We start from the raw sequence: 24,359 nt of genomic DNA, 5'->3' as shown, positions 1-24,359 counted from the left end.
GAGTTTGTCGGATGTTTGAATTACGCGTACTGAACGGCCAGCAGCAAGGTGCGGCCCTGCCGTTGATAGGCGAGCAATGGTCGATTGGCTCCGCCGACCAGCGTGATCTGTCCCTGGACGATCCTGGCGTGGAAAACCTGCACTGCCGCCTGCAACGCCAGGACGACAACTGGACCCTGAACGCCGAGCAGGGCTCGGTCTGTGATGATGAAGGCAACGCCACGGCCCGCGTCGAGCTGATCCCCAACAGCGCCTTCCTGCTGGGCTCGGTGTGGCTCTGCGTTTCGCCTGCCGAAGACGCCTGGCCTGCCGTGCCGGCGGTCGTCGAGCAACAGCCGCAGGTCGAGCCCGAACCTTTGCGCGCGACCGCGCCCCTGGAAAAAGTCAAACCCCGCTCACAGTTTCTCAACCGCACCACAGGCATCATTGCCGGCCTGCTGATCGGCATTATCGGCAGTGCCTGGAGCCTGACCCGCCCGGCCGCCACGGTGCCGGACGAAAGCGTTGCCCAGGCTGGACCCGCAGCACCGGCCAAACCGACCCAGGCGTCCGCGAGCGTCACCCGGACGGTGGCCGACAAGCGCCAGCGCCTGGCTAACGTCGACGCGGTCCGGCATACCCTGGGCCGAATGCTCAGCGACCGCCTGCTCACGGACGTCAACATCGAGGAAACGCCCCAGGGACTGGTCCTGAATGGCAATCTCAAGGACGAAGCCCTGCTGGTGTATCAACGCATGCTGCAGCGTTTCAAGGACAGCTACGAATCGCCGGTGACGGTGCTCGACAACGTCGCCAGCGTACGCAATGGCCTGCCCTTCGTGATCGTGCAGATCATGACCGGCCCCCATGCCCACCTGGTGACCGCCGACGGACGACGCCTGTATGTGGGCGATGAGGTGCAGGGCCTGCGCCTGACGCGCATCGACGATCAGCGCCTGCAATTCGACGGTGATCGCCACATCGAGGTGGACTGGTGAATACCGCGCTGAACCAATGGAAACAAAGCCATTTCGAGCGCCTTGCGCACTACTCTGCCGTGCGTGTGCGTGGTCGGGTCAGCGCCGTGCGCGGCATTTTGCTGGAGTGCAAGATTCCCGCCGCCAAGGTAGGGGACCTGTGTGAGGTGAGCAAAGCAGACGGCAGCCTGCTGCTCGCCGAAATCGTCGGCTTCACCCAGGATTGCACCTTGCTCAGCGCCCTCGGTGCCCCGGACGGGATTCAGGTCGGCGCAGCGATCCGCCCGCTGGGCGTGGCGCACCGGATCGGGGTTGACGACAGTCTGCTCGGTTGCGTACTGGATGGCTTCGGCCGCCCTTTGCTCGGTGATTGCCTGGGCGCGTTCGCCGGGCCCGACGATCACCGCCCGACCCTGCCGGTGATTGCCGATGCCTTGCCGCCGACCCAGCGCCCGCGCATCACCAACGCCCTGCCGACCGGAGTGCGCGCTATCGACAGTGCCATCCTGCTGGGCGAAGGCCAACGTGTCGGGCTGTTCGCCGGTGCCGGTTGCGGCAAGACCACGCTGATGGCCGAGCTGGCCCGCAACATGGGCTGCGACGTGATTGTCTTTGGCTTGATCGGCGAACGGGGCCGTGAACTGCGCGAGTTTCTCGATCATGAGCTGGACGAAACCTTGCGCAGCCGCTCGGTGCTGGTCTGCGCCACGTCCGACCGCTCCAGCATGGAACGGGCCCGTGCGGCGTTCACAGCCACCGCCATCGCCGAGGCGTTCCGGGCCCGCGGCCAGAAGGTGTTGCTGCTGCTCGACTCTCTGACCCGGTTCGCCCGCGCACAGCGTGAGATTGGCATCGCTTCCGGCGAGCCCTTGGGCCGCGGCGGCTTGCCACCGTCGGTCTACACCCTGCTGCCGCGGCTGGTGGAGCGCGCCGGCATGAGCGAGAACGGCTCGATCACCGCGCTCTACACCGTACTGATCGAACAGGACTCGATGAACGATCCAGTGGCGGACGAAGTGCGTTCATTGCTCGACGGCCACATCGTGCTGTCGCGCAAGCTGGCCGAGCGCGGGCATTATCCGGCCATTGATGTGTCCGCCAGCATCAGCCGGATCCTCAGCAACGTCAGCAGCCGCGAGCACCAACGGGCGAACAATCGCTTACGCCAACTGCTGGCCGCCTACAAGCAAGTGGAAATGCTGTTGCGCCTGGGTGAATACCAGGCCGGGGCCGATCCGGTCACCGATTGCGCCGTGGAACTGAATGACGCCATCAACGCCTTTCTCCGTCAGGACCTGCGCGAACCGGTCGCCCTGACGCAAACCCTGCAAGAGTTGCAGCGGCTCACCTCGCAGTTGCCGGAGTAGCCGTGGAAGAAGCGCTGGAAGAAGACCCGCAAAGGCTGGCTCTGGAACAGGTGATCGGCCTGATCACCCCGTTGCGCCAACACCGCCAGGCCAGTGCCGAACGGGCGCAACGCCAGGCACAGGTGGAACTCGATTCAATGCGCGACCACTTATCAGAAACCCGGCTGTTATTGGATCAGCAGCGTGACAACCACCGGCAACGACGCGAGAGCCTTTCGGCGGCGCACCTGAACAAGACCCTCAGTCTCAAAGATGTCGACAGTTGGCACGAGAAAGAAAAAAACATGCTCGACCGTCTCGCCCTGATCCGCCAGGACATGCAGCAACAGCAACTGCGTATCACCGAACAACAAGCGCTGCTTGAAGAGAAACGGTTGCAGGCCAAGGCCTTTCAACGGGCAGTCGAGAAACTCGCCTGCCTGAGCGAGGCCCTCAACGAAGAAGGTTAGAAGCCGATGAATCCACCGATCAAACCCGCGCCAAAAGCGCCGACCACGCCGCAGCGTCCGATGTCCACAGAATGGCCGGCGGTGCCTGAGCGTAACGAGCGTCCGGCCTTGGGCGGTGCCCGTCGTGGCGATACGCAAAGCAGCCGAGCGACCCTGAACAGGCAATTGCCGGACATGCCGATGAGCACCGATGGCCTGTTCTTTTCCCAACTGCTGGTGCTGCCCGTGGGCACCGAGCCCGATCAGCAAGGCTTCGCCGGCGGCGGTGTCGCTTTCCCGGTGCAGACAGAACAGGTGCCGCCCCAATTGATCGACGAGCTGGCGCAACGCTTGTTGGGCCAACCGGATGGTCCGCTCAGCTTCACCCTGCTGATGCCCAACCTCGGCAGTGTAAGTGTCCAGACCCACAAGACCGACAACCGCTGGAACGTGCAACTGGGCTTTGCTCGCCGCGACGTGCTCAAGCGCCTGCAAGGGCATGCCGGCGCCTGCCGGGACTCGCTGTCGCACGCACTGGGCCAGGACGTCGACCTGGACATGCACGAAGACTGCGCAGCATGACCACGCTGAACCTGCGAAAAGTCTGCGCCTTGCGGGCCCGCGTAACCCGCGAGCTGGGTGCCGGTCAACGCTTGGGCTTGCGTGTGCAGGATGAAGACGCCGAGCTGATGCTGTTACCGCCACTGACCGAGACCGCCGCCCCGGCCTCCGGCGTTTGGCTGGACAGCGCCGTCGGTGCGCTGTGCCTGACCGACGCCGAAGCGCTGCTGAGCCTGCTCGGCGACGCCCCCTTGACCCTGCAAGGCGAACAGCAAGCGTGGTACTGGCAGTTTTTCAATCAACGCTTGAGCCCGACGATTGCCGCGCTGCTCGCCCCGCTTGAACCACTGCCCGAGCATCCGGTGACCGCCACCGTCGGCTGCCGTGTCCAGGTTCGCCGCGCCGGGCAGACCCTCCACGCCCAATTGCACACAACACCTGATTGCCTGCTTCGGCTGTTGCGCGCGGGGCCCTGGCAGGCCCGCAAACAAGCGTTGGATGAGACATGGCCCGTGACCACGCCATTGGTCCTCGGTGAGCTGGCCTTGACCCTGGAACAACTGGCGTCATTGCGCCCCGGTGACGTGGTACTGCCCGCCCGGTGCCGATTCGACAGCAGCGGCCACGGTCGCCTCACCCTCGCCGGACGGCAGTGGGCGGCACACGCCAGCGACCAGGCGCAGCAACTTTATTTGCGGCTAAGCCACGAGGAGCACACGCCCGATGAGCACTGAAGACCTCTATTACGACGACGTCGAAACCCTCGAAGACAGCGATGATGTGGCCGACGAAGCCGATAACCGGGAGGCCGTCCAGCCACCGTCCGAGTCGCTCCATGACGATGCCCCTTACGCTGTCGGCGAGCCCTCGGGACAAGCGGAGTCACCCGGCTTCCAGTCGCTGGCACTGGACCTGACCCTGCGCTGCGGGGAACTCAAGCTCACCCTCGGCGAACTGCAAAGGTTGAGTGCGGGGAGCATCCTTGAAATCAGCGGCGTTGCGCCCGGCCATGCCACTCTGTGTCACGGCGAGCACGTGGTGGCCGAGGGAGAACTGGTGGACGTCGACGGCCGGCTTGGCCTTGAGATTACCCGGTTGGCGACCCGATCATGATCATGGACGGGATGAACCCGGTTCTGCTGGCGCTGTTCCTGGGCGCGTTGTCGCTGATCCCATTCCTGTTGATCGTCTGCACCGCCTTCCTGAAAATCGCCATGACGCTGTTGATCACCCGCAATGCCATCGGCGTACAGCAGGTGCCGCCGAACATGGCGCTGTATGGCATCGCCCTGGCCGCCACGATGTTCGTCATGGCCCCGGTCGCCCATGAAATCCAGCAACGGGTGCAGGCGCACCCGCTGGAGATGGGCAGCACCGATAAACTGCAGGCCAGTGCAAAAACCGTGATCGAGCCCCTGCAACGCTTCATGACACGCAACACCGATCCCGATGTCGTGACCCACCTGCTGGACAACACCCAGCGCATGTGGCCCAAGGAAATGGCGGACCAGGCGAGCAAGGACGACCTGTTGCTGGCGATCCCGGCGTTTGTCCTGTCGGAGCTGCAAGCCGGGTTCGAGATCGGCTTCCTGATCTATATCCCGTTCATTGTCATCGATCTGATCGTTTCCAACTTGCTGCTGGCCCTGGGCATGCAGATGGTCTCGCCGATGACCCTGTCACTGCCGCTCAAACTGCTGTTGTTCGTGCTGGTGTCGGGCTGGTCGCGCCTGCTCGACAGCCTGTTCTATTCGTACATGTGAGGCGGCCATGGAAGCGTTGGCGTTGTTCAAGCAAGGCATGTTCCTGGTGGTCATCCTGACCGCCCCGCCGCTCGGCGTGGCAGTGCTGGTCGGCGTGGTCACGTCACTGTTGCAGGCACTGATGCAGATCCAGGATCAGACCCTGCCCTTCGGTATCAAGCTGGCGGCGGTTGGACTGACCCTGGCCATGACCGGCCGCTGGATCGGCGTCGAGCTGATCCAGTTCATCAACATGGCGTTCGACCTGATTGCCCGGTCCGGAGTCGCCCACTAGATGCCCTTCAACGCCCAGGATCTCTTCGAGCTGATGCTGGGCATGGGCCTGGCGATGGCGCGCTTGCTGCCGTGCATGCTGCTGGTGCCGGCCTTCTGTTTCAAATACCTGAAGGGACCGTTGCGTTATGCCGTGGTGGCCAGCGTAGCGATGGTCCCCGCGCCGGGCATCAGCCGCGCCTTGACCTCGCTGGACGAGAACTGGCTGGCCATCGGCGGCCTGCTGCTCAAGGAGGCCGTACTCGGTACGCTGTTGGGGCTGCTGTTGTATGCCCCGTTCTGGATGTTTGCCTCCGTCGGTGCCTTGCTCGACAGCCAGCGCGGCGCACTCAGCGGCGGCCAGATGAACCCGACCCTGGGGCCGGACGCGACTCCATTGGGTGAGTTGTTCCAGGAAACCCTAATCATGCTGCTGATTCTCTCCGGTGGGTTGTCGCTGATCACCCAGGTGATCTGGGACAGCTACAGCGTCTGGCCGCCGACCGCCTGGCTGCCCGGAATGACGGTGGATGGGCTAGATGTGTTTCTCGAGCAACTGAGCCAGACCCTGCAACACATGCTGCTGTACGCCGCGCCCTTCATCGCGCTGCTGCTGTTGATCGAAGCCGCGCTGGCGATCATCGGGCTGTACGCACAACAGCTGAACGTTTCGGTCCTGGCCATGCCGGCCAAGAGCATGGCCGGGCTGGCGTTCCTGTTGATCTACCTGCCCACCCTGCTGGAACTGGGTAACGGCCAACTGGCAAAGCTGGCCGACCTTAAATCGCTGCTTAGTCTTCTGGTACAGGTGCCGTGAGCGAAAAAACAGAAAAGGCCACCCCCAAGCAATTACGCGACGCCCGCGAAAAAGGCCAGGTCGGGCAAAGTCAGGACCTGGGGAAACTGCTGGTGCTGATGGCCGTCAGCGAAGTCACCTTCAGCCTGGCCGACGAAAGCATTGAGCGCCTGCAAGGGTTGTTGGCAATTTCGTTCAAGAGCATTGATGCTCCGTTCACGACAGCGATCGAGCTGATCGGCAGCGAGGGCCTTGCCGTGCTGCTCAGTTTCACGCTGTGCAGCGTCGGCCTGGCGATGCTGATGCGCCTGCTCGGCACCTGGATACAGATCGGCTTTCTGTTTGCGCCAAAAGCATTGAAGGTCGACATCAACAAGATCAACCCCTTCTCCCACGCCAAGCAGATGTTTTCAGGGCAAAACGTCACCAACCTGTTGCTCAGCATCCTCAAGGCCGCCGCCATCGCAGCCACCTTGTATACCCTGGTCAAACCCGCGCTGGGCACCTTGATCCTGTTGGCAAACAGCGACCTGACGACCTATTGGCATGCGCTGGTGGAGCTGTTCCGGCACATCCTGCGGGTGGTCCTGGGGCTGCTGCTGGTGATTGCCATGATCGACTTCGCCATGCAGAAGTACTTCCACGCCAAGAAACTGCGCATGAGCCACGAGGACATCAAGAAGGAATACAAACAATCCGAAGGCGATCCCCATGTAAAAGGTCATCGCCGGCAACTGGCCCATGAAATCCTCAACCAGGAACCCAGCGCGGCGCCCAAGCCGGTGGAAGAAGCCGACATGCTGCTGGTCAACCCCACGCACTACGCGGTGGGCCTGTATTACCGGCCAGGCGAAACACCGCTGCCCAGGATTCATTGCAAAGGTGAGGACGAAGAGGCGCTGGCGCTGATCGAACGCGCCAAGAAAGCCGGTATTCCGGTGATCCAGAGCATCTGGCTGGCGCGCACGCTGTACAAGGTCAAGGCCGGCAAATACATCCCCCGGCCGACGCTGCTGGCGGTTGCACACATCTACAAGGTGGTTCGCCAACTGGAAGAAGTCACCGATGAAGTGATTCGCATCGACGACGCACCGTGATAGCCAATGATCCGGGGGCCGTCAATGCGACGGTTCACTCAACTGCTCCAGGCCTGCCAACTGCAACTGACGGAAGCGGATCTCATCGAGACTGGCGACAGTGGCGGCCCCTTCGTGCACCGCATGCCACACCACAAAGTCGTGCTGGACATCCACGAACAGAAAGTAATGGTTGAAACGCTCGGCCTGGGTGAAGCGCCGTTGCAGCGCCTCATGCAGTTGTTCCGGGCGCAGGGCTCGGCCCTCGATGTGCAGTGCAATGCCCCAGTCATGGTGTTCACAGCGACTGACAAAGGCGACGCCTTTTGCCACCGGCCAGACCGCCGCCCGCCGGGCGGCAACCTGTGCGTAGAACGCCGCTTTTTCCGTTACCTCGATCATCGCTAGTCCCTCAGTTGCACAACGGTGTAGTCACGATCCTTGTCACTCTCCTGAAGGCCCTCGCGCATATCCGCCGGCCACCAGATCACCAACTCTCGGTCGTTGGAGTCCGGGCGCTTACAGGCGTACCCGGAACAGCCATGAGTGGCGCACCCCGCCAGGATGGCGAACAGCACGAACAGAACCGCAACCTGTGGGATCTTCATGGTTTTACTCCCCGGAGCAGCGAAGGCCGGCTCTCTTTGGCCATTTTCGACACCTGTGGTTGACGCACGGCGATGTATATCTCGCTTTCCTGACCCGGTTGCAGCCATGCATGAGGCCAGGCGGCCACACCGATGACCCAGCGGCCGCCACAGCGGCTTTCGTCGATACGCACCGGCTTGTCGGTAGTGTTACGCGCCACGACCACCGCAACGCCCCAATCCTTCTGGACAAACCACTGCGAGCGTTCCCGGTCGAGCGTCAGGCCTTCGCCCGGATCGCACAGGCTCTCGGTTTCGAACGGCAGCGTTTCGCCGGAGCGCATGCCCTCGGGCGCGGTGCCATCGACCAGTTGGGTAAAGACTCGCTGGATATCGCCACGGGTCGGCAGCTCTCCGCCGTCGCGGCGCTCCTGGATCTTTTTCATCTGGTCATCGATGTCATGGGGGTTGCCGTTCTCTACATAGCGCGCCGGATTGACCTGGTCGCCAATCAACCGCGGTGTCAGGATGAACAGCCGCTCGCGCTGACTCAGCTCGCGACTGTGGGACTGGAACAACAATTTACCGATGTAGGGAATGTCGCCCAGCAACGGAATCTTGTGGAGTCGGTCATTGGCTTCCAGGCCATGAAAACCACCAATCACCAGGGAGCCATGCTCGGCAATCACCGCCTGGGTGCTGACGTTGCCCCTGCGCACGCTGGGCTGTGTGTCGTTGATGGTCGAGACATCAATCTGACCGTCCTCGATGTCGACAATCATCTGTACTTGCGGCTTACCCTCGTGGTCCAGCGAGCGCGGGATCACCTGCAGGCTTGTCCCCGCCGTGATGGGCATGATGGTCGCGGCACGTTCAGAGGTGGCCGTGAGGTACTCGGTGCGACTCAGATCGATCACCGCCGGCTGGTTCTCCAGCGTGAGGATCGATGGGTTGCCGATGACCGATGCCGACCCATTGCCCTCCAACGCATGCAGCTCCGCGGAAAACTTGCTCGCGTTCTGGACGAACAACGTCGAACTGGTGCCGGCGTCGAACAGATTGGCGCCGCCACTGAAATTGCCCGAGTTGAAGTTCCAGCGGCTGGACAACTCCGCCAGTTCATTGCGATCGATGTCCAGGATCACCGCATCGATCTCGATCAGGTTGCGCGGGACGTCCAGTTGCTTGACCAGTTTTTCGTACACCGCTTTGCGTTCGGGCAAGTCATAAATCAGCACGGCGTTGTTGCGCACATCGGCACTGACACGAATGCTCGCGCGGCCGCCGGCCTTGCCCTTGGCGGATTTCTTGCCCAGGTTCAGGACCCGGTCCAGACCTTGTTGCAGGACTCCGGTGTCAATGCCGCTGGAATCCATGTTGTAGGGCAGACTGGTCGCGCCCGGTGCGCTGAAGCTCGAACGGCCGCCTCCACCGGCACCCGACAATAGATTGATGCCATTGATGTCGTCGCCGCGTGCGCGGCTTTCCAGCAAATCCTGCAAGATGCTGGCGACACCGGCCACGGTCAGCTCCTGGTCGCGATAGTGAATGGTGCGATCCGCCGCGTTGGCGTACCTGAGCGGCAACACCACAACGTCCTGTTTATCGGCCTTCTCCGGCGGCTCGACCTTTTTGCTGTAGTCACGCACGAACTCGACATATTTGGCCGGGCCGCGGACCAGCACCACCCCTTCGTTCGGCAACACGCCCCAGCCGAAACGCTTATCCAGCAGGCCGACGTCGGTCAGGGCGGTTTGCAGGTCATCCACCGCATCGGATGAGACTTCGATACGCGCCGAGGTGTGCTCGCTGGACGGGCTGATGTACAGCATGTCGTTATAAACGAACCACTGGAAATGGTATTCCTGGCTCAACCGCTCCAGGAAGGCTTCGGGGTTTTCGGCGCGGATGCGCCCATCGAGTTTGCCCTCGATGGGCGTCATATCCAGCCCCAGGCCGAACTCCTTGGCAAAGTCCGCCAGCGCCGTCCCCAGTTCGGTCTGGCGGGCGTCATACGCGTAGGCGGTATGTTTCCAGGAATCGGGAACGGCCGCCCACGTGGCGGGCGTCACCCCTATCAACAGCAAAGGCAACCACATCAAGGCCTTACGCATTTCACACTCCCGGTTGCCGCTGGTTGAGGTTCGTGCGTCCAGCCTGAGTGGACGCCTGATGGTGAAGCGTCGCTTGCGTCAGGCTGAGCATGGCCGCCCGCTGGTTGGCCAGGCTTTCCAGACGGCTCAGCAACTGATCACGGTTACAAGGAACAGCCATCCAACTGATCAGCACCACACAACGGGTCTGTGGGTCGATGGCCAGCGCGCCCTCGCAGGAACACGCCAGGCTCGCGCCGCCCTGACCGAGCACGGCCGCGAGTCGTTGCGGGTCGCTGGCGTCGTAGGGATCGAGCAGCTCGATGCTGCAGCACACCCCGCCGTCGATCACCGCCAGGCGTGCGTTGGCGTCATCGATCCAGCAGTCCAGCGGCGTCGCCGGAAGCTGCCGGGACCACTGGTCGAGGATGTCGGCGAAGTCACTGAATTCCATCGATGATCGCTTTGGTAATGCCGTGTTTGGCGCGCAGACTTTCGTTGACGGCGATGCTGGCGACATCGGTCTCACGCTGGGCGTCGTTGAACGCTTCCAGGTCTTCGATCGAACCGCTTTCCGAGGCATCCATCGCGGCATCGTCCATGTCGGACTGGGCGCGACTCAATGAGTGGTCGAGGTGGTTTTGCACGCTTTTGAAATTGATCACTTGCGGATACTCCAGACAAGAAAGGTTCATCCCTTGAGTGGAGCAAACCCGGTCAGCGGTTCCATCACCGGGTGAAAGCCATTTCAGTCAGTCTGGTCAGCGCCCAGCAACCCCTTGCGCAGGTCCGCCCAATCAATCTCGAATGCACCGTTGGCGTCGCTCAGGCGCAGGCTGTCCGGCACCATCGTTGCGTCGCGCTTGAGCTGCCAGTGTCCGGCATAACGGCTCTGCGCCAGCCACTCGGCCAAGGGCTCGACCATGTCCGGATGAGCACTGAGCGTCGCGACGGCTTCATTGGGTTGGCTGGCGGCCAGGTTCTTCACCAGCGCCCGCGCCCGTTCGGCCAGGCTGGTTTCGTCCAACAGATGCCGCAACGCATCGCTCAGCAACGCTTCCACTGCGTCCATTGCCTGTTGCTGCAATGCTTCCCGCTGCGCCTCAAGCCCTTGGAGAAAAGCGTTGGCTGTTTCCCAGAAACGGGCCAACGCTTGCTGATGAAGGCGTTCGCCCTCCTCCTGCTGGCGAACCAGGATTTGCTGTACCTGCTGTTGAGCGTCGACGAGGATCTCCCGCGCCAACAGGCTGTCAGCGATGGCCTCACGGCGCAAAATCGGCTCGGGCAACACCGCAGCGTCCGTCAGGGCAATAGTGCGTTTGGCGAGCATGGACAACTCCTGGCGCGCGGGGAAAGGGGCTCAGTTCGTCATGACACGCCAGAGGATGGCGCGCCATAACGTCTCGAGTTTGTTTTCGGGGGCCTGGGGCGGCTGTTCGACAATGTCATCGGGCGGCCACGCCAGCCGCAAGCGTGACCAGCAAGCCGTCCCCAACCAGGCGCCGAGCAACAGGCGCGCGTCGTTGCATTGAGGTTGCAGCCAGGCGCCGGGGCGCAATCCCTTGGACACTGCCCGGCACCATTGCCCGTCCGCACCGTCAGGTTCGGCGGGGGCAAAGCAGATGCCCTGCGCCAATGCCAATGCCCGATCACGCTGCACCGGTGTCAGCTCCAGCCAGCGCAACACCGGCTCGGCGACCATGGGGGGCTGGCTGGGGTCAATGCCGACACTGTGCAAAAACACCCCGTGACGGCCGACCATGAGGGCTTCGCACGCGCTGATCGACAGGCCCGCCGAACCGGCAAACCGGCTATGCCAGGCCGGGTGCGCCCAATCCCAGGGATTGCACCACCATCGGACCCATCGATCCTCAGCGCTCAGGTTCATCAGGCCCGGGCCGGCAAATTCGAATGACCGCGACGCGCAAGTCCTGCCCGCCGCAACAATCCTGCGCGCCAGTCACCCCGCAGCAACAGCGCGACGATCACCAGCAACAACCCGGCGCCCGCAGGCACCAGCCAGAGCATCATGTTCCAGAACGGCAGGTTCGCGCTGTCGATCTTGAAAGGGCCGAAACTGGCCCATTGCGTGGTGTCCTGAAACTCCACCGCCGGCACGAAGACAATGGCGAACTTTTTCGAGTCCGCCGATTGTCCGGACATCCCCGGGATACTGCTCGCGACCATCTGCTGGATCCGTCCTCGTACACTGTCGGGATCAAGGGTTGCCGAATACTTGATGAATACTGCGGCGGATGCAGGCTGGACCGGCTCGCCCGGTGCGACCCGCTCAGGCAACACCACATGGACCCGGGCGACGATCACGCCGTCAATCTGCGACAAGGTCGCTTCCAGCTCCTGGGACAAGGCGTAGATATAGCGGGCCCGCTCTTCGAGGGGCGTCGAAATCACCCCTTCTTTCTTGAAGATCTCACCCAGGCTGGTGCGTGAGTGACGAGGCAGGCCCGCGGCGTCCAATACGCGCACGGCACGGTTCATTTCCCGGGTGGCGACAGTGACCACCACACCGGTTTTTTCCATGCGTTTGCGCGCATCGATGTGCTGATCCGCCAGGCGCGCGACCACCTCATTGGAATCCTGCTCGGACAAACCAGTGAACAGCTCGGTTTCATCACTGCAGCCGCCGAGCAGGAGCATGCACAACAGCAGCAGCCCTGCGCTGAGAAAATTCACGGAAAACCTCTACTGCAGATTGGTCAGCTTATCCAGCGCCTGGGCACTCTTGCTCACGACCTTGGTCGTCAAGGCCATTTGCAACGAGCATTGCGACAGCGCACGGCCCATCTGGATGATGTCCGCGCCATCTTCCGTTGTTGCGACTTTCTTCATGGCGCGCATGGCCTGCTGCGAGAGCTTCTCGGTATCGCCCAGGCGCTCGGACAGCGCGCCGGCTACCTGATCCGAAAGATGAGACGTCGTGTTGTCCGGGCGCACGGCGGCGTTGAACAGATCGACATCCGACTGAACGGGCTCGGAAACGAGCCCCTGCTGCACATCCTGCCCCAGCTCCGGCGAAGGGTTCTTGTAATGAGTAAGGTGGGAAATGGTCACAGGGGACTCTCCGTCAGGCCTCGGCCATATAATTGCTGCCGTGCAGCAGTGAGTTGGTGATCTGGGCTGCGGTTTGCGCCGCGCTGCTTTGCAGGTCCGGGCCGTGCACAGACAATTCCAGCCCAACCTTGACCCCGCCTCCCAACAACTGACCCAGGTCGAGCTTCAGGGTAATGTCACCCTGGTTGCCGCCCGCCTGTGGTGAGACGCCGATCGGCGAACCGAGACCTCCGCCAGACTCGCCCGACAGCCCCAATGAACCACTGCTATTGTCAGTCGTGTCGGGAACCGGATTGCTGGCGGTGTCAGCATTGCCAGGGGCGTTCGCGCTGTCAGTCAGCAGGCTCCCAAGCCCACCATCGGTAGGGCTCACATCGTCCTGCTGCTTGCCGAACTGCTGGCTGATCAAGTCGAGGGCTGCACGAAACTTTGCGGTTTCGTCGTCATCCAGAAAATTGTCTTCCTTGAGTTCTTTCGTCCACGAGCCCGAGTCCGGAGAGGGGAACTGAGCCTTGTTGTCATCCATGAACTGCGCGATCTTCTTCAGGATCGGCATGTCGTCGCGGGAGAAGGTCGCACCGTTGTTCTGCTTGGTCAGCAGATCATCGAGCAACGCTTTGCCGAAACCGTTCAGCACCTGCGTCATCAAATCAGGTTGACCGGCGCCACCCAGGCCGCCGCCATTGGCGCCATTACCACTCCCCGTAGCCAGGTCTGCGGAGGCGCCGAAATTATCACCCAGCTTCTTGTGAATGAAGTTGTCGAGTGCTTTCGCGACGCTTTCGGGGTCACGCCTGTGATTGCCGTTGGCAGCCATCATCTTGGCGAGCATTTTGCCCAAGGGTGAGCTCTCGTCCAACTGGCCATCCTTGGTCAGCGCCTTGACCAATTGTGAGATGACATCCTGGAGCGCCTTGCTGGATTTGCTTACATCAGAGGTGGCGTTGTGTACGCCGGGCAAGGAAAAAAAAGCTGCTATTCCTCGCGGTTGATTAATGCCGTTGGAACCTTGCATAGAACCTCCATCCTCAGGTAGCAGCCCCCTCAGGCAAGGGGGCGATCAGAAAGAATTAGTAACTGACGCCTTTCGCGCTCTGCGCGGTGGCGCTGATCTTCTTGTTCGAGGAGTCGTCCTTGCCTGACTGGATGGCGTTGTACACGTCCATGGTCTGTTTCTTGATGGTTTCCGCCGACTGCAACGCGATCAGTTTTGCCTGGTTGGCGTCCTGCTCGGCACTGGCTTTTTCCTGTGCGTTGATCGCGAGGTTGTTGTTGCTGGAGCTCTGCGGCAGGTTGTACTGCTGACCACCGCTGTTGTTGTTAGTCGGCAGGTTGTATTGCTGACCACCACCGTTACCACCAACCTTATTAGTCGCCATTTTCGTATTACCCCTTGGTGTACACCAGCGTGATTGCTTGGTACTCACTAGGTGGCAACGACCCACGGATCGGTTCCAGCCAACGCGCAAAAAAATCAGATGCGCAGTTCCTTGATGCGGCGATACAGCGTGCGGCGCGGCATGCCCAGCTCGGCGCTCACGGCATCGACACAGTTGCGGTGGCGTTTGAGCGACTCCTGGATCAGGACTTTTTCGATCACCCGCAGCTGCGACTTCAGCCCGCACGACAGGTCATTCTCGTGGTCCGGCCCAACCCCCAGCACCGGGAAACCCAGAACGAATCGCTTCGCTGCCGCCTTGAGTTCGCGAATGTTGCCGGGCCAGTCGTGCGTCAACAGCACCTGTTGCAAGTGTGGACACACCCGGGGGGCCAGCGTCTTCAACTCGTTGGCGGCGGCAGTGGCGAACCGGATGAACAACGGCACGATGCGCTCACATTGAACCCGCAGCGGCTGCAGCTCCAGGGTGAGGACGTTCAAGCGAAAGTACAGGTCGCGGCGAAAGTGCCCCTGCTCCACTGCATCGTCCAGTGAGCGTTGCGCCGAGGCGATCACGCGGATATCCAGTTGGATCGTGGTCGTTGAGCCGAGCCGCTCGATCGCACGGGTTTCCAGTACCCGCAACAACTTGGCTTGCAGGCTGAGGGGCATGCTGTCGATTTCATCCAGGTACAGGATCCCGCCCTGGGCCGCTTCGATGTAACCGACCCGTGATCGGTCTGCGCCGGTGTAGGCACCGCTGACCACGCCAAACAACTCGCTTTCAGCCAGCGATTCGGGAATGGCCGCGCAGTTCATCGCAACCAGGCGCCCCTTGCGGCCGGACATCGCGTGGATGCGCTCGGCAATGGTGTCCTTGCCCGTGCCGGTCTCGCCCGACAGCAACACATCGATACCTAACTGCGAAATGCTCTGCGCGATGATCTCCAGATTGGGGATGCATTCTTCGTCAAAATATTCTTCAAACCCGTCGTCAAGATTCATCCACGACCTCTAATCCATCAGGAATGTTCGAATACCGCAACGTTGCCGATTCAGGCAGACGCAGCGATGCGGGCCGCGACGCCCAGCTCCTTCATGCGGTGGTAGAGGGTGCGCTTGGGGATTTCCAGCTCTTGAACCACGGCTTCGACGTCCTGGCGGTGCCGCTTAAAGGCATCCTGGATGAGCATCTTCTCGATGACCCGCAGTTGATCGCGCAGGCTGGGGGCCGGACTGTGACTGTCCACCGGGTCTGCGCCCAACAGCGGGAAACCCAACACGAAGCGCTTGGCGGCCGACTTCAGTTCACGAATATTGCCCGACCAGTCGTGGCTGAGCAGCAGTTGCACACGCCCACTGTCGAGTGTCGGCACCGGACGACCAAAGTCGGCCGCGATGTGCTGGGTGAACTGGTCGAACAATGGCAGGATCTGTTCGCGGCGCTTGCGCAAGGCTGGCAGATGCAGCGTCAGCGCATTGAGCCGGAAAAACAGATCGCGACGAAAAAGCCCTTGTTCCACCAGTTGATCCAGCGGCCGCTGGGCCGAGGCGATGATTCGCAGATCGACAGGAATGAAAGTCGTTGAGCCGAGGCGCTCGATGCCCCGCGTTTCCAGGACTCGCAGCAACTTGGCCTGCAAGCTCAACGGCATGCTGTCGATTTCATCCAGGTACAACGTGCCCCCCGAGGACGCTTCGATATACCCCTGACGAGAGCGGCACACGCCGGTAAATGCGCCACTGACCACGCCAAACAGCTGGCTTTCGGCAAGCTGTTCCGGGATGGCGGCGCAGTTCATGCCCACAAACGGTCCGGATCGGCCGGACTGCTCATGAATGCGGTTGGCCAGCGTATCCTTGCCAGTCCCAGTCTCCCCGCACAACAGCAAATCCATTTCCAGAAAAGCATCATTTGTTACGGCTTGATGACAAGTTGTAAAAATTGTACTACCCCAAACCTCGCGACCACTTACATCGACTTCGATGCTCATCGACAACTCTCTCTCTGTGGATGCAGGCGAATTCTTAAGCGCACGCCTTACAAGGCAGAAATATGTTCATTTAGTTCCCGAGGCCAACAAGGAAACTATAATTTCCTTATAGAAATTCCCGCATAACATCACTCTCTGTTGAACGTTACAGGCAGGGGAAGATCTTCAAGGCAGGTCATTTAATAAACGATATTCCGATGCAGTCAAGCCCTCACAATTGGCTGATACCGGGTAGGCATCCCCCTACCCCTGTGCGGTCCGAAGCGATTTTGAGAGGAATTCGCACTCGATAGAGCGGCTAACACACTGTGGAGGGACCGGGCAATTAGAGGGATAAATATCGTGATCCGCATCACACTCGAAAAAGTGTCAAAGCAACTAACAAGTGATAGTGCCCGAAAAAACAAGTTTGCTCTTACAGCTAATGAATCACGCCCCACAGAACACCACTTACTTTCCGCCTTCGGCAGAACTTAGAATTATCCTGAGAGACCCAGGCGAAAATTAAAAACCCAGAGACAAGTTGGGTTAAACCAATTAAAAGTGTTGAGTTAATTCATGAGCGTTGCGGCATTTCATCTATTCGGTTTTCCGAATGGTGTCGGAGTGGGCGCTGCCGCAAAAAGCAAAGCCCTCAGGTTTCAGGGGGGCATCCTCAGATAGCTTTTCGCCACCACTCATTCGGTAAACCGAACACAAGAGCTGTAAACGGGGCGAACACGTCGCGCACAGGATCCGTGACTCATCCGCGGCGATTCACTTCTGGAGCCTGCAGAATGCGATCATCTTCAACGTCACTAGAAATCTTTTGCAACAAACCGCAGGCCTCGCCGCGATGGAAGAATAGTATTACTAAATATTTTTTTCAGTTGCTTACAAAAAACTGGAAAAGTTCAGACGAATATCCTCTCCATCCGAAACGGATCGATGTGCAAGTAAACGGTCCGAGAATGCATCCAGCCGTGCATCGGTGGAGGGTGTTTTTGAGGCTTATAGGAGAAACGCACCAAAACAGGGCGAATTCAGGCGGATTTCCTTGATTTCGAGGTCAGAATCCAGCCTTATTCCCGTGGCTCACTGGCGTAGAGCACCACTCGCGGCCCCCTACGCTCCTCACGGACGACGTTGTAATAGCGCACACGCGGCGACGAACGGTCGCTTGTGGCCTTCGGTGTTTGTTTGATTATGGATACAAAAGGCTCCCCCATTTCCTGGGCTGGTGTACCCATCTCGGATACCGCTGTGCCTTCGACCGTCTTAATAGATGGCATTTCTTCAGGCGTTGGCAGGCCTTCAGCTATTTTCACCGGTTGCACAGCTTTCGGCACTGGCGCTCGTCCAGCCATCTGCGCGGATTTGCTCGTCTTTTGCTCGGCCGGGTGCCCGGTTGCCAGGCTTTCGCTGTGTGGCGGGGCAATCGCAACCGTCGGCGCCTGGCCTGTCAGTCGCGCAATGTGCGCCGTCAGCACCTGGCTCTGGGTCTTGGGTATCAGCAGGCGCCCAGGCCCTTCCAGGGTTTTCTTGCGCAGAAACGCCGAATTCAGTCGCAACAGCTGCCCCTCCTCCACGCCTGCCGCGGACGCGAGCTGCGTCAGGTCCACGGCGTGATTAAGCTCCACCACGTCGAAATACGGGGTATTCGCCACGGGCGTCAGGTGTACGCCATAGGCTTGGGCGTTGCGCACAATCAAAGACAGCGCCAGCAAGCGCGGGACATAGTCCTGGGTTTCCTTGGGCAACGTCAGGTGCCAGTAATCGGCGGGCCGGCCGCGCTGGCGATTGGCTTCGATTGCCCGGCCCACGGTGCCCTCACCCGCGTTGTAGGCCGCCAACGCTAATAGCCAGTCATTGTCGAACTGATCATGCAAGCGCGTCAGGTAGTCCATTGCCGCCTTGCTCGAAGCCACCACATCACGTCGAGCGTCGTAGGTAGCACTCTGGTGCAAGTTGAAGTCACGGCCCGTGGCGGGGACGAATTGCCACAAGCCTGCCGCCGCACGAGGGGAACTGGCCATCGGGTTGTAGGAGCTTTCGATCATCGGTAACAGCGCTAACTCCAACGGCATCTTGCGCTCATCCAGACGCTCGACAATGTAATGCAGGTAAGGGCCGGCACTGGTGCTGGCCCCGCGTAAAAAGGCGCGATTGCCCAGCAGCCAGTCACGCTGGCTGACAATCCGTTCGTTGATGCCCTGCCTGTCAACCAGGCGAGATCGCTGGGCAATCCGCAACCAGACATCCTCACCGTTGTACACGGGCATGTCAGCCACCGCCGCACGCCCTGAACTCGCCAGGTCGCCATCGGCCTTATAAGCCAGGCCGGCCAGCAGGCGCGGCGAGTGCTCCATGCGCGGCTGCGAATAGTCAACCGTCTGGCAGCCTGCGCACAGTGAACCCAAAGCCAAGGCAACGATTTGAATCGAGTGGGCCAGCGAGCGAGGGCTCAAGGCACCAGGGAGAATGGCCGGCATGGAGGGATGTCCTGAAGGTATCCATCCTACGTGGCCCGGGTGTCGTTGCAGTTCCATCCCAAGCAGGTACGACCGTGTCATTGATCGATGCTGGAACGGCTCTTCTATTCATTGGTGCAATGGAACCGGCAGGCATTGCACGCCACTCAACGACAGAAGGATTTTTCCACAATTGACCGAAGCGGCCCTCAGGCAATGGCTTGGACAGGGAGATACACGATGCTGCCACCAACAACCAACCGCACGACCATCCGTACCGTCCATCCAGAACCAATGGAAGGTTCGCGTCCCACCCCTGAGCTTCAGCAACGCACCGAACAACCCACCCAACGCGCCTCGCAATCGCTGACCGGTGTGGGCAAACGGATGCTGAAAAGCGTCGGTAAGCTGTTCCAGAAGCCCAAGCCCCCCAAGCAGTCAGCCGCCAAGCCGCCCGCCCCGCTGTCAAACGAACGGGCTGCAACCAACGCCGCTCGCCTGGCACGCTCGCCCGACAGCCGCCTGCAAGGCTCCGATGGCCTGCGCCAGTCACTGCTGCGCCCCAGTCCAGGCCAGGCCAGCAGCTCTGCAACCCAAGCGAATGAGTTCGACGAACCACCGGTTTCAAAAGACCAGCGCCGTGTTCGTTTCAACCTGCCGGACGATCCGCAGGTGCATTCAGAAAGACGACAAACGCCCGTCGACCTGACAGATGAAGAGGCCGCAACCAATGCTGCGCGTAAATCCCAGCAGCCCGACAGCCGCCTGCAAGGCTCCGATGGCTTGCGCCGGTCCTTGCTGCGCACCCGTCCAGACCAGGCCAGCGGCTCCGGCACCAAAACGGATGAGACCGACGAGGCCCCTGCTCTCCCATCCCTCGTGGAGCACCCCTTGCGCCGCAGCGGCGGCAAGCGTTTCGATCTGAACGAAGAGGGGCTGGTGCCCAGTACCCGTCCACAAGAAGCAATTACGTTGGGTGCCGGTGGCAAGCCGGACTTTTCCACGTTCAGTACCTCCGGGCTGGCGCCGTTGCTGGGCGATATTCTCGGCAAACCTGGGCAAACCTACCTGGCCCATGAAAGCAAACCGGGCGTGATGGGGCATCAGCTACTTGAGTCGAACGGCCACCTGTTGCACCTGATGCAAGACGACAGTGGGCTGGCATTGCTCCGTAGCAGCAAGGAGGCACTCGACGTGTCCAGCGGCCCGCCTGCGCAGGTGAGCCTGCAACGCGAAGCCGGTCATCTTCAGATTGTCAGCGGCAGCGGGCACCAAACCCAGGAGCTGCCGGGCAAGGCCCACATCGCCCACCTCACCGGCGTGCATCAAAAGTCCGATGGCGACCGCCTGCGTGTGCATGAAGACCGACTCTATCAATTCGACCTGTCCAGCGCGCGCTGGAAGGCTCCGGAAGGCACCGAAGACCTGACGTTCAACAGCCTCGCAACGGGTGGCAACGGTTCGGTCTACGCCAAGAGCGATGACGTCATCGTCGACCTTTCCAGCCCGTTGATGCCGCACCTGGAAACCACCGACCTCACGGCGTTTTCGGTGGCTGCGGACAACATGGCGGCCGTGCTCAGCGGCACCGAGACCCAGTCTGTGCAATTGACGGATATGAGCCCCGGAATCGATGGGCCGCGCCGGGAAAAAACCAAGGCACTGGAACTCGACGGTGGCCAGGCACAGGCCGCCGCGATAGGCCTGAGCGCCGACCGGCTGTTCGTCGCAGATACCCAGGGCCGGCTCTACAGTGCCGACCGCAGCGCCTTTGAAAACGATGAACCGCTGCTGCGCCTCATGCCCGAGCAGGCCCATTACCAGTTGGCCGATCAACCGCTGGGAGGCCATCACAGCGTCAGCGGTTTTATCAGTGGGGACGATGGGCGCGTCCATGCGTTGATCACCAACCGCCAAGGCGAGGTCCACACCCATGCACTCGACGAGCAAGACTCCCGGCTGGAAAGCGGCTGGAACCTCAGCGGCGCACTGGTACTGGACAACGTCCGTGGCCTGACGGCACCGGCGGCACCCGCGCCCGCCGACCGGCTCAACCTGGACCGCGCCGGGCTGGTGGGCCTCAGTGCCGGTCGCATCCAACGCTGGGAAGCCACCGCCCAATGCTGGAAGGACGCAGGCATCAAGGATGTTGATCGCCTGCAACGCGGAGCCGACAGCAACGCCTACGTACTCAAGGGCGGGAAGCTGCTCAAACTGGATGTGAAACCCCAACACCCCAACCTCGCATTCAGTCCCACCACGGCGCTGGCGCCAACGCCGCGCTCGACCAAAGTCACGATGGGCAAGGAAATCGAAGGGCTCGACGATCGGGTAATCACTGCGTTTGCCATGGTCAGCGACAAGCAATTCGTCGCGCTGGACGACCAGAACCGCCTGACCGCCCACCATAAGACCGGCAAGCCCGTTACGCTGGAGTTTCCGGGCCTGGACGGCGATATCAAGGCCTTGTCGCTGGACGAAAAGCACAACCTGCACGCGCTCACCAGCACCGGCGCGCTCTACAGCCTGGCCAAGGAAGACTGGCAAGCCGTGAAGCTGGCGGATCATCTGCGCGCCAGATGGACACCGGTGCCCACGCCCGCAGGTCAACCGGTCACCGCGCTCTACAGCAACGACAACAATGTCCTCAGCGCCCAGGTCGAAGATGCGCCGGGGAATGCGCCGATGCAGTTCAAGGGGGGTCAGTGGCAGGCTTTCGCACCGCGCCCCGTGGAAGAAAATGGCCTGAACGACACGTATGCCAGGATCAATCGCGCACACAAGACCCTGCGCATTCCAGGCACGGGGCTGACCGCCAAGCTGGACGTCAATGTGCTGGGGCGCAGCGGCATGGAAAAAAGCCAGCCTGCCAGCGCCAGCGAATTCATACGCGCCAACGTCTACAAGAACACCCTGGAAACGCCCCGTTGGATGAAGAACGTCGGCAACCATATCCAGCATCGATATCACGGTCGCGAAGGACTGACAGAGGTGTATGACAGCCAGTCAATCCTGTTCAAGCAACTGGAACTGGTTCATGAAGCCGCAGGAACGCCCCCGACCCCGGGTAACGACCTCAAGGCGCGCATCGCCCGACTGGAGCTTGGCCCACAGGGGGCCGAACTGATCAAGGAACTGGAAGCGTTCCGCGACGAGCTGGAAAAGCACAGCTACACGGCGCTGATGGCCATTGGTCAAGGCTATGGCCAGTTCAAGAACCTGCGTCAGCGTGACGGCCTGCTCAACATGCACGGCGAACTGGCGAAGCCGTCGGCGCGCACTCAGTTCGGTAAGAAACTCGCGGACCTCGGCTCAAAGCTCAACATCAAAAGCTCCGGGCATGACCTGGTCAAGGAACTGCAGGACGCCTTGGTCCAAATCGCTCCGTCGGCGGATAACCGCACCGCCAGCCTGCTTGGAACCCTCAAGGACCACGGCCTGAAACTCAGCCACGCGAAAGCCGATATTCCCCTGGGGCAACGCCGCGATGCCAGCGAGGATCATGGCTTGACCAAGGCGCGCCTGGCCTTGGACCTGGTGACCCTGAAAAGCCTCGGTACGCTTCTGGACCAGGTCGAGATGCTGACGCCCCAGAGCGACATGACCGCGTTGCAGAAAAAACTCGCGACGCTGCGCGATACCACCTATGCCGAGAACCCGGTCAAGCAGGTGACGGACATGGGCTTTACCGATAACGCGGCGCTGGAAAGTGCCTATGACGCGGTCAAGACATTCTTGAAATCGTTCAAGAAATCCGACCATGCCGTCAGCGTCAACATGCGGGCCGCTACCGGCAGCAAGGACCAGGCCGAACTCGCCGACAAGTTCAAAGGCATTCTCAAGCAACTGGAGCACGACGACGATGAAATCGCCCTGCAACGCAGCTATGGGTTGAACCTCACCACCCCCTTCATCGGCCTCGCCGACCACGCCAACGGACCCTGGCCGTCTGCCGGCACCTCCGGCAACCGCAATTACCTCCTCAATGCCGAACGTGGCGATGCAGGCGTCACCCTGTACCTGATCAGCGAAGCCGCGGGCAACATCAGCGCGGGCGTCGGCGGCGGCAAGGATTTCTGGCCGGGCTTTTTTGACGAAAATGATCCGGCGCGCAGTGTCGACATCGGTAACGACCGCTCGATGACGCCCAACTTTCGCCTGGGGGCAGACCTGACCGCCACCGCCGCCGCCAGCCAGCGGGCCGGCGTGGCGTTCCTGGTTCCCGACGAAGACATCGACGGGTTCGTCGACAACCTGTTCGAGGGCAAGCTGAACCCGCTGGATGTGCTGAAGAAAGCCGTGGCCCATGAATCCTATGAGGCCCGCCGGTTCAACTTCGATATCACGGCCGGGGCCAACGCCGACCTGCGTGTGGGTTTCAACCTGTCGGAAAAAGACAGCAAGCCCTTTTCTGCCGTGGCACGCCTCGGGATCGCCGCAAACGTCAGCGTTAATTTGCTGACCTACACCGATTACTCCCTGACCCAGAAGAATGACAAGGTTGAACTGCGCGAGGGCGGGAAGAATCGCCCGCGCCTGTTCAACACCCTGGGCATTGGCGGACAGGTCCGTGCCCAGCTCGCCGGCACCCACACCGACCCGACGTCAGCGCCCATTTCCGGCCCGGCGCCCACCCCGGCCGTGCAATCGGCCGCCAACAACCTGGGCGTGGCCGCCACCGTGACCGTGGATGCAAGAACCACCAAACGGGTCAAGTTCCGCTATGAAGTGGCAACGCCGATGACCTCGAAAACCCTTGGCAAACTGTCCACCAGCCTGGAGAGCGCCTTCAAGGATAACGCCACGAAAACCAAGCTGGCGGAACTGGCCGACCCACTGAACTCACGTTACACCGGTATGACCCCGGAAGAGGCGGTTCAGGCGCAGCTTGACGGCCTCAACGAACTGTTTGCCAACACACCGTCACAGAACGACAAGCAATACGCTGCCCTGCGCGAATTGAAACGAGCAACGTCGCAGCACGTGGCATCGGCCGATAATCACAGCGTACTGAGCAATGCACGCTTTGAGACCAGCAAGACCAATCTTTCAGGCCTGGACCATGAGGGCATGATCACCAGCATCATCAACTCGGTGACCGGAATGACTTCCCTCGGCAATGCGGCGCGGGTCGCCGACCTGATGAGCCGGGATCCGAAGCTCAAGGCCATGCTCGATCAGATGCAGGGCAGCCAAGGCACCCTGGCCCGCGTACGACTGGAGCCGAAGGATTCACTGATCGACCAGATCGATGAAGGAAGCCGCAACGGCACGATGACCCAAGGTGACCTCTCCACCCATCTGGAGAATCGGGAAAATATGCGGATCAAGCGGCTGACGGTGTTCCATACCGTTACCCAGACAGAAAACTTCACCTCTCCGTCGCCGCTGGTCAGCTACAACAGCGGTGCTTCGCTGAGCGTCAGTAAAACCCTGGGGCGAATCAATTTCATCTACGGCGAAGACCAGGACACGCCCATTGGCTACAGCTTTGACGGTGAGCTGTCACGGCCTTCAGAACCGCTTAAAGATGCCGCTGGCCAGTTGAAGCAGGAGGGGTTCGAGCTGAAGACCTGATAGGCAGGA

The 24,359-nt window shown here is 61.1% G+C and carries 25 protein-coding genes; 11 read left to right on the top strand and 14 right to left on the bottom strand.

Annotated elements, in window-relative coordinates:
- The first annotated feature begins 11 nt into the window (after nt 1-11).
- From sctD to sctU, 10 genes are read left to right on the top strand one after another with little or no spacing between them, the layout of a single operon-like run.
- Nucleotides 12-977: a type III secretion system inner membrane ring subunit SctD gene (sctD, locus tag LOY67_RS09740; protein ID WP_265066966.1), complete on the top strand. Its 966-nt coding sequence runs from the start codon at nt 12-14 to the stop codon at nt 975-977.
- On the top strand, nt 974-2,323 hold the full coding sequence (locus tag LOY67_RS09735; protein ID WP_265066965.1) for a FliI/YscN family ATPase: 1,350 nt from the start codon (nt 974-976) through the stop codon (nt 2,321-2,323). Before sctD ends, LOY67_RS09735 begins: the two co-directional genes overlap by 4 nt.
- 2 nt (nt 2,324-2,325) lie before the next feature.
- Nucleotides 2,326-2,772 (top strand): type III secretion protein, encoded by a 447-nt coding sequence (locus LOY67_RS09730; RefSeq protein ID WP_265066964.1) that lies wholly within the window; start codon nt 2,326-2,328, stop codon nt 2,770-2,772.
- Nucleotides 2,773-2,778: 6 nt separating this feature from the next.
- Complete coding sequence (locus tag LOY67_RS09725) at nt 2,779-3,333, top strand: flagellar hook-length control protein FliK (RefSeq protein ID WP_265066963.1); 555 nt, start codon at nt 2,779-2,781, stop codon at nt 3,331-3,333.
- Nucleotides 3,330-4,046 (top strand): type III secretion system protein, encoded by a 717-nt coding sequence (locus LOY67_RS09720; protein ID WP_265066962.1) that lies wholly within the window; start codon nt 3,330-3,332, stop codon nt 4,044-4,046. The genes LOY67_RS09725 and LOY67_RS09720 overlap by 4 nt, the downstream gene beginning before the upstream one ends.
- Nucleotides 4,036-4,425: a FliM/FliN family flagellar motor switch protein gene (locus LOY67_RS09715; protein WP_265066961.1), complete on the top strand. Its 390-nt coding sequence runs from the start codon at nt 4,036-4,038 to the stop codon at nt 4,423-4,425. The genes LOY67_RS09720 and LOY67_RS09715 overlap by 11 nt, the downstream gene beginning before the upstream one ends.
- Nucleotides 4,422-5,075 (top strand): type III secretion system export apparatus subunit SctR, encoded by a 654-nt coding sequence (gene sctR, locus LOY67_RS09710; RefSeq protein WP_265066960.1) that lies wholly within the window; start codon nt 4,422-4,424, stop codon nt 5,073-5,075. Before LOY67_RS09715 ends, sctR begins: the two co-directional genes overlap by 4 nt.
- Nucleotides 5,076-5,082: 7 nt before the next feature.
- Complete coding sequence (gene sctS / locus LOY67_RS09705) at nt 5,083-5,349, top strand: type III secretion system export apparatus subunit SctS (protein ID WP_265066959.1); 267 nt, start codon at nt 5,083-5,085, stop codon at nt 5,347-5,349.
- Nucleotides 5,350-6,144 (top strand): type III secretion system export apparatus subunit SctT, encoded by a 795-nt coding sequence (gene sctT / locus LOY67_RS09700; protein WP_265066958.1) that lies wholly within the window; start codon nt 5,350-5,352, stop codon nt 6,142-6,144.
- Nucleotides 6,141-7,220 (top strand): type III secretion system export apparatus subunit SctU, encoded by a 1,080-nt coding sequence (gene sctU / locus LOY67_RS09695; RefSeq protein ID WP_265066957.1) that lies wholly within the window; start codon nt 6,141-6,143, stop codon nt 7,218-7,220. The genes sctT and sctU overlap by 4 nt, the downstream gene beginning before the upstream one ends.
- A gap of 21 nt (nt 7,221-7,241) precedes the next feature.
- Here sctU and LOY67_RS09690 read toward each other — a convergent pair whose 3' ends face one another.
- From LOY67_RS09690 to LOY67_RS09625, 14 genes are all read right to left on the bottom strand, one after another.
- On the bottom strand, nt 7,242-7,601 hold the full coding sequence (locus LOY67_RS09690) for a type III secretion protein HrpV (protein WP_265066956.1): 360 nt from the start codon (nt 7,599-7,601) through the stop codon (nt 7,242-7,244).
- A 2-nt stretch (nt 7,602-7,603) separates the two neighbouring features.
- On the bottom strand, nt 7,604-7,807 hold the full coding sequence (gene hrpT, locus LOY67_RS09685) for an HrpT family type III secretion system protein (protein WP_265066955.1): 204 nt from the start codon (nt 7,805-7,807) through the stop codon (nt 7,604-7,606).
- Nucleotides 7,804-9,900: a type III secretion system outer membrane ring subunit SctC gene (gene sctC / locus LOY67_RS09680; RefSeq protein ID WP_265066954.1), complete on the bottom strand. Its 2,097-nt coding sequence runs from the start codon at nt 9,898-9,900 to the stop codon at nt 7,804-7,806. Before sctC ends, hrpT begins: the two co-directional genes overlap by 4 nt.
- A gap of 1 nt (nt 9,901) precedes the next feature.
- The gene (locus LOY67_RS09675; RefSeq protein WP_265066953.1) at nt 9,902-10,333 is read right to left on the bottom strand and encodes a type III secretion protein; all 432 of its coding nucleotides are present in this window, start codon (nt 10,331-10,333) and stop codon (nt 9,902-9,904) included.
- A complete protein-coding gene (locus tag LOY67_RS09670; RefSeq protein WP_265066952.1) occupies nt 10,320-10,544 on the bottom strand; it encodes a type III secretion protein HrpF in 225 nt (74 codons plus the stop codon). Before LOY67_RS09670 ends, LOY67_RS09675 begins: the two co-directional genes overlap by 14 nt.
- 83 nt (nt 10,545-10,627) lie before the next feature.
- A complete protein-coding gene (sctL, locus tag LOY67_RS09665) occupies nt 10,628-11,209 on the bottom strand; it encodes a type III secretion system stator protein SctL (RefSeq protein WP_265066951.1) in 582 nt (193 codons plus the stop codon).
- Between the two features lie 30 nt (nt 11,210-11,239).
- A complete protein-coding gene (locus tag LOY67_RS09660) occupies nt 11,240-11,767 on the bottom strand; it encodes a type III secretion protein (protein WP_265066950.1) in 528 nt (175 codons plus the stop codon).
- Entirely contained in the window at nt 11,767-12,573 is an 807-nt protein-coding gene (sctJ, locus tag LOY67_RS09655; protein ID WP_265066949.1) for a type III secretion system inner membrane ring lipoprotein SctJ, read from the bottom strand. Before sctJ ends, LOY67_RS09660 begins: the two co-directional genes overlap by 1 nt.
- 9 nt (nt 12,574-12,582) lie before the next feature.
- Nucleotides 12,583-12,951 carry a type III secretion system inner rod subunit SctI gene (gene sctI, locus LOY67_RS09650; RefSeq protein WP_265066948.1) on the bottom strand — a complete coding sequence of 123 codons (369 nt, stop codon included), beginning with the start codon at nt 12,949-12,951 and terminating at the stop codon, nt 12,583-12,585.
- A gap of 13 nt (nt 12,952-12,964) precedes the next feature.
- On the bottom strand, nt 12,965-13,966 hold the full coding sequence (locus LOY67_RS09645; RefSeq protein ID WP_265066947.1) for a harpin HrpZ family protein: 1,002 nt from the start codon (nt 13,964-13,966) through the stop codon (nt 12,965-12,967).
- 55 nt (nt 13,967-14,021) lie between these two features.
- Complete coding sequence (locus LOY67_RS09640; RefSeq protein ID WP_265066946.1) at nt 14,022-14,330, bottom strand: hypothetical protein; 309 nt, start codon at nt 14,328-14,330, stop codon at nt 14,022-14,024.
- A 95-nt stretch (nt 14,331-14,425) separates the two neighbouring features.
- On the bottom strand, nt 14,426-15,334 hold the full coding sequence (locus LOY67_RS09635; RefSeq protein WP_265066945.1) for a sigma 54-interacting transcriptional regulator: 909 nt from the start codon (nt 15,332-15,334) through the stop codon (nt 14,426-14,428).
- 50 nt (nt 15,335-15,384) lie between these two features.
- The gene (locus LOY67_RS09630) at nt 15,385-16,323 is read right to left on the bottom strand and encodes a sigma 54-interacting transcriptional regulator (RefSeq protein ID WP_265066944.1); all 939 of its coding nucleotides are present in this window, start codon (nt 16,321-16,323) and stop codon (nt 15,385-15,387) included.
- A gap of 1,061 nt (nt 16,324-17,384) precedes the next feature.
- Nucleotides 17,385-18,794: a lytic transglycosylase domain-containing protein gene (locus LOY67_RS09625; RefSeq protein WP_265066943.1), complete on the bottom strand. Its 1,410-nt coding sequence runs from the start codon at nt 18,792-18,794 to the stop codon at nt 17,385-17,387.
- A gap of 273 nt (nt 18,795-19,067) precedes the next feature.
- Here LOY67_RS09625 and LOY67_RS09620 point away from each other — a divergent pair, with 273 nt between their 5' ends.
- Nucleotides 19,068-24,350 (top strand): AvrE-family type 3 secretion system effector, encoded by a 5,283-nt coding sequence (locus LOY67_RS09620; protein ID WP_265067733.1) that lies wholly within the window; start codon nt 19,068-19,070, stop codon nt 24,348-24,350.
- Nucleotides 24,351-24,359: the final 9 nt, after the last annotated feature.

It is taken from the genome of Pseudomonas sp. B21-056 (assembly GCF_026016325.1).
GTDB lineage: Bacteria > Pseudomonadota > Gammaproteobacteria > Pseudomonadales > Pseudomonadaceae > Aquipseudomonas.
The sequence above is the reverse complement of the archived record's forward strand: the minus strand, read 5'-3'. Positions and strand labels throughout refer to the sequence as shown.

Coding starts and splice junctions, on each gene's coding strand:
- sctD (WP_265066966.1), top strand. CDS start 12: ATGTTTGAATTACGCGTACTGAACGGCCAGCAGCAAGGTGCGGCCCTG.
- LOY67_RS09725 (WP_265066963.1), top strand. CDS start 2,779: ATGAATCCACCGATCAAACCCGCGCCAAAAGCGCCGACCACGCCGCAG.
- LOY67_RS09720 (WP_265066962.1), top strand. CDS start 3,330: ATGACCACGCTGAACCTGCGAAAAGTCTGCGCCTTGCGGGCCCGCGTA.
- LOY67_RS09715 (WP_265066961.1), top strand. CDS start 4,036: ATGAGCACTGAAGACCTCTATTACGACGACGTCGAAACCCTCGAAGAC.
- sctR (WP_265066960.1), top strand. CDS start 4,422: ATGATCATGGACGGGATGAACCCGGTTCTGCTGGCGCTGTTCCTGGGC.
- sctS (WP_265066959.1), top strand. CDS start 5,083: ATGGAAGCGTTGGCGTTGTTCAAGCAAGGCATGTTCCTGGTGGTCATC.
- sctT (WP_265066958.1), top strand. CDS start 5,350: ATGCCCTTCAACGCCCAGGATCTCTTCGAGCTGATGCTGGGCATGGGC.
- LOY67_RS09690 (WP_265066956.1), bottom strand. CDS start 7,601: ATGATCGAGGTAACGGAAAAAGCGGCGTTCTACGCACAGGTTGCCGCC.
- hrpT (WP_265066955.1), bottom strand. CDS start 7,807: ATGAAGATCCCACAGGTTGCGGTTCTGTTCGTGCTGTTCGCCATCCTG.
- sctC (WP_265066954.1), bottom strand. CDS start 9,900: ATGCGTAAGGCCTTGATGTGGTTGCCTTTGCTGTTGATAGGGGTGACG.
- LOY67_RS09675 (WP_265066953.1), bottom strand. CDS start 10,333: ATGGAATTCAGTGACTTCGCCGACATCCTCGACCAGTGGTCCCGGCAG.
- sctL (WP_265066951.1), bottom strand. CDS start 11,209: ATGCTCGCCAAACGCACTATTGCCCTGACGGACGCTGCGGTGTTGCCC.
- LOY67_RS09660 (WP_265066950.1), bottom strand. CDS start 11,767: ATGAACCTGAGCGCTGAGGATCGATGGGTCCGATGGTGGTGCAATCCC.
- LOY67_RS09645 (WP_265066947.1), bottom strand. CDS start 13,966: ATGCAAGGTTCCAACGGCATTAATCAACCGCGAGGAATAGCAGCTTTT.
- LOY67_RS09640 (WP_265066946.1), bottom strand. CDS start 14,330: ATGGCGACTAATAAGGTTGGTGGTAACGGTGGTGGTCAGCAATACAAC.
- LOY67_RS09635 (WP_265066945.1), bottom strand. CDS start 15,334: ATGAATCTTGACGACGGGTTTGAAGAATATTTTGACGAAGAATGCATC.
- LOY67_RS09630 (WP_265066944.1), bottom strand. CDS start 16,323: ATGAGCATCGAAGTCGATGTAAGTGGTCGCGAGGTTTGGGGTAGTACA.
- LOY67_RS09625 (WP_265066943.1), bottom strand. CDS start 18,794: ATGCCGGCCATTCTCCCTGGTGCCTTGAGCCCTCGCTCGCTGGCCCAC.
- LOY67_RS09620 (WP_265067733.1), top strand. CDS start 19,068: ATGGAAGGTTCGCGTCCCACCCCTGAGCTTCAGCAACGCACCGAACAA.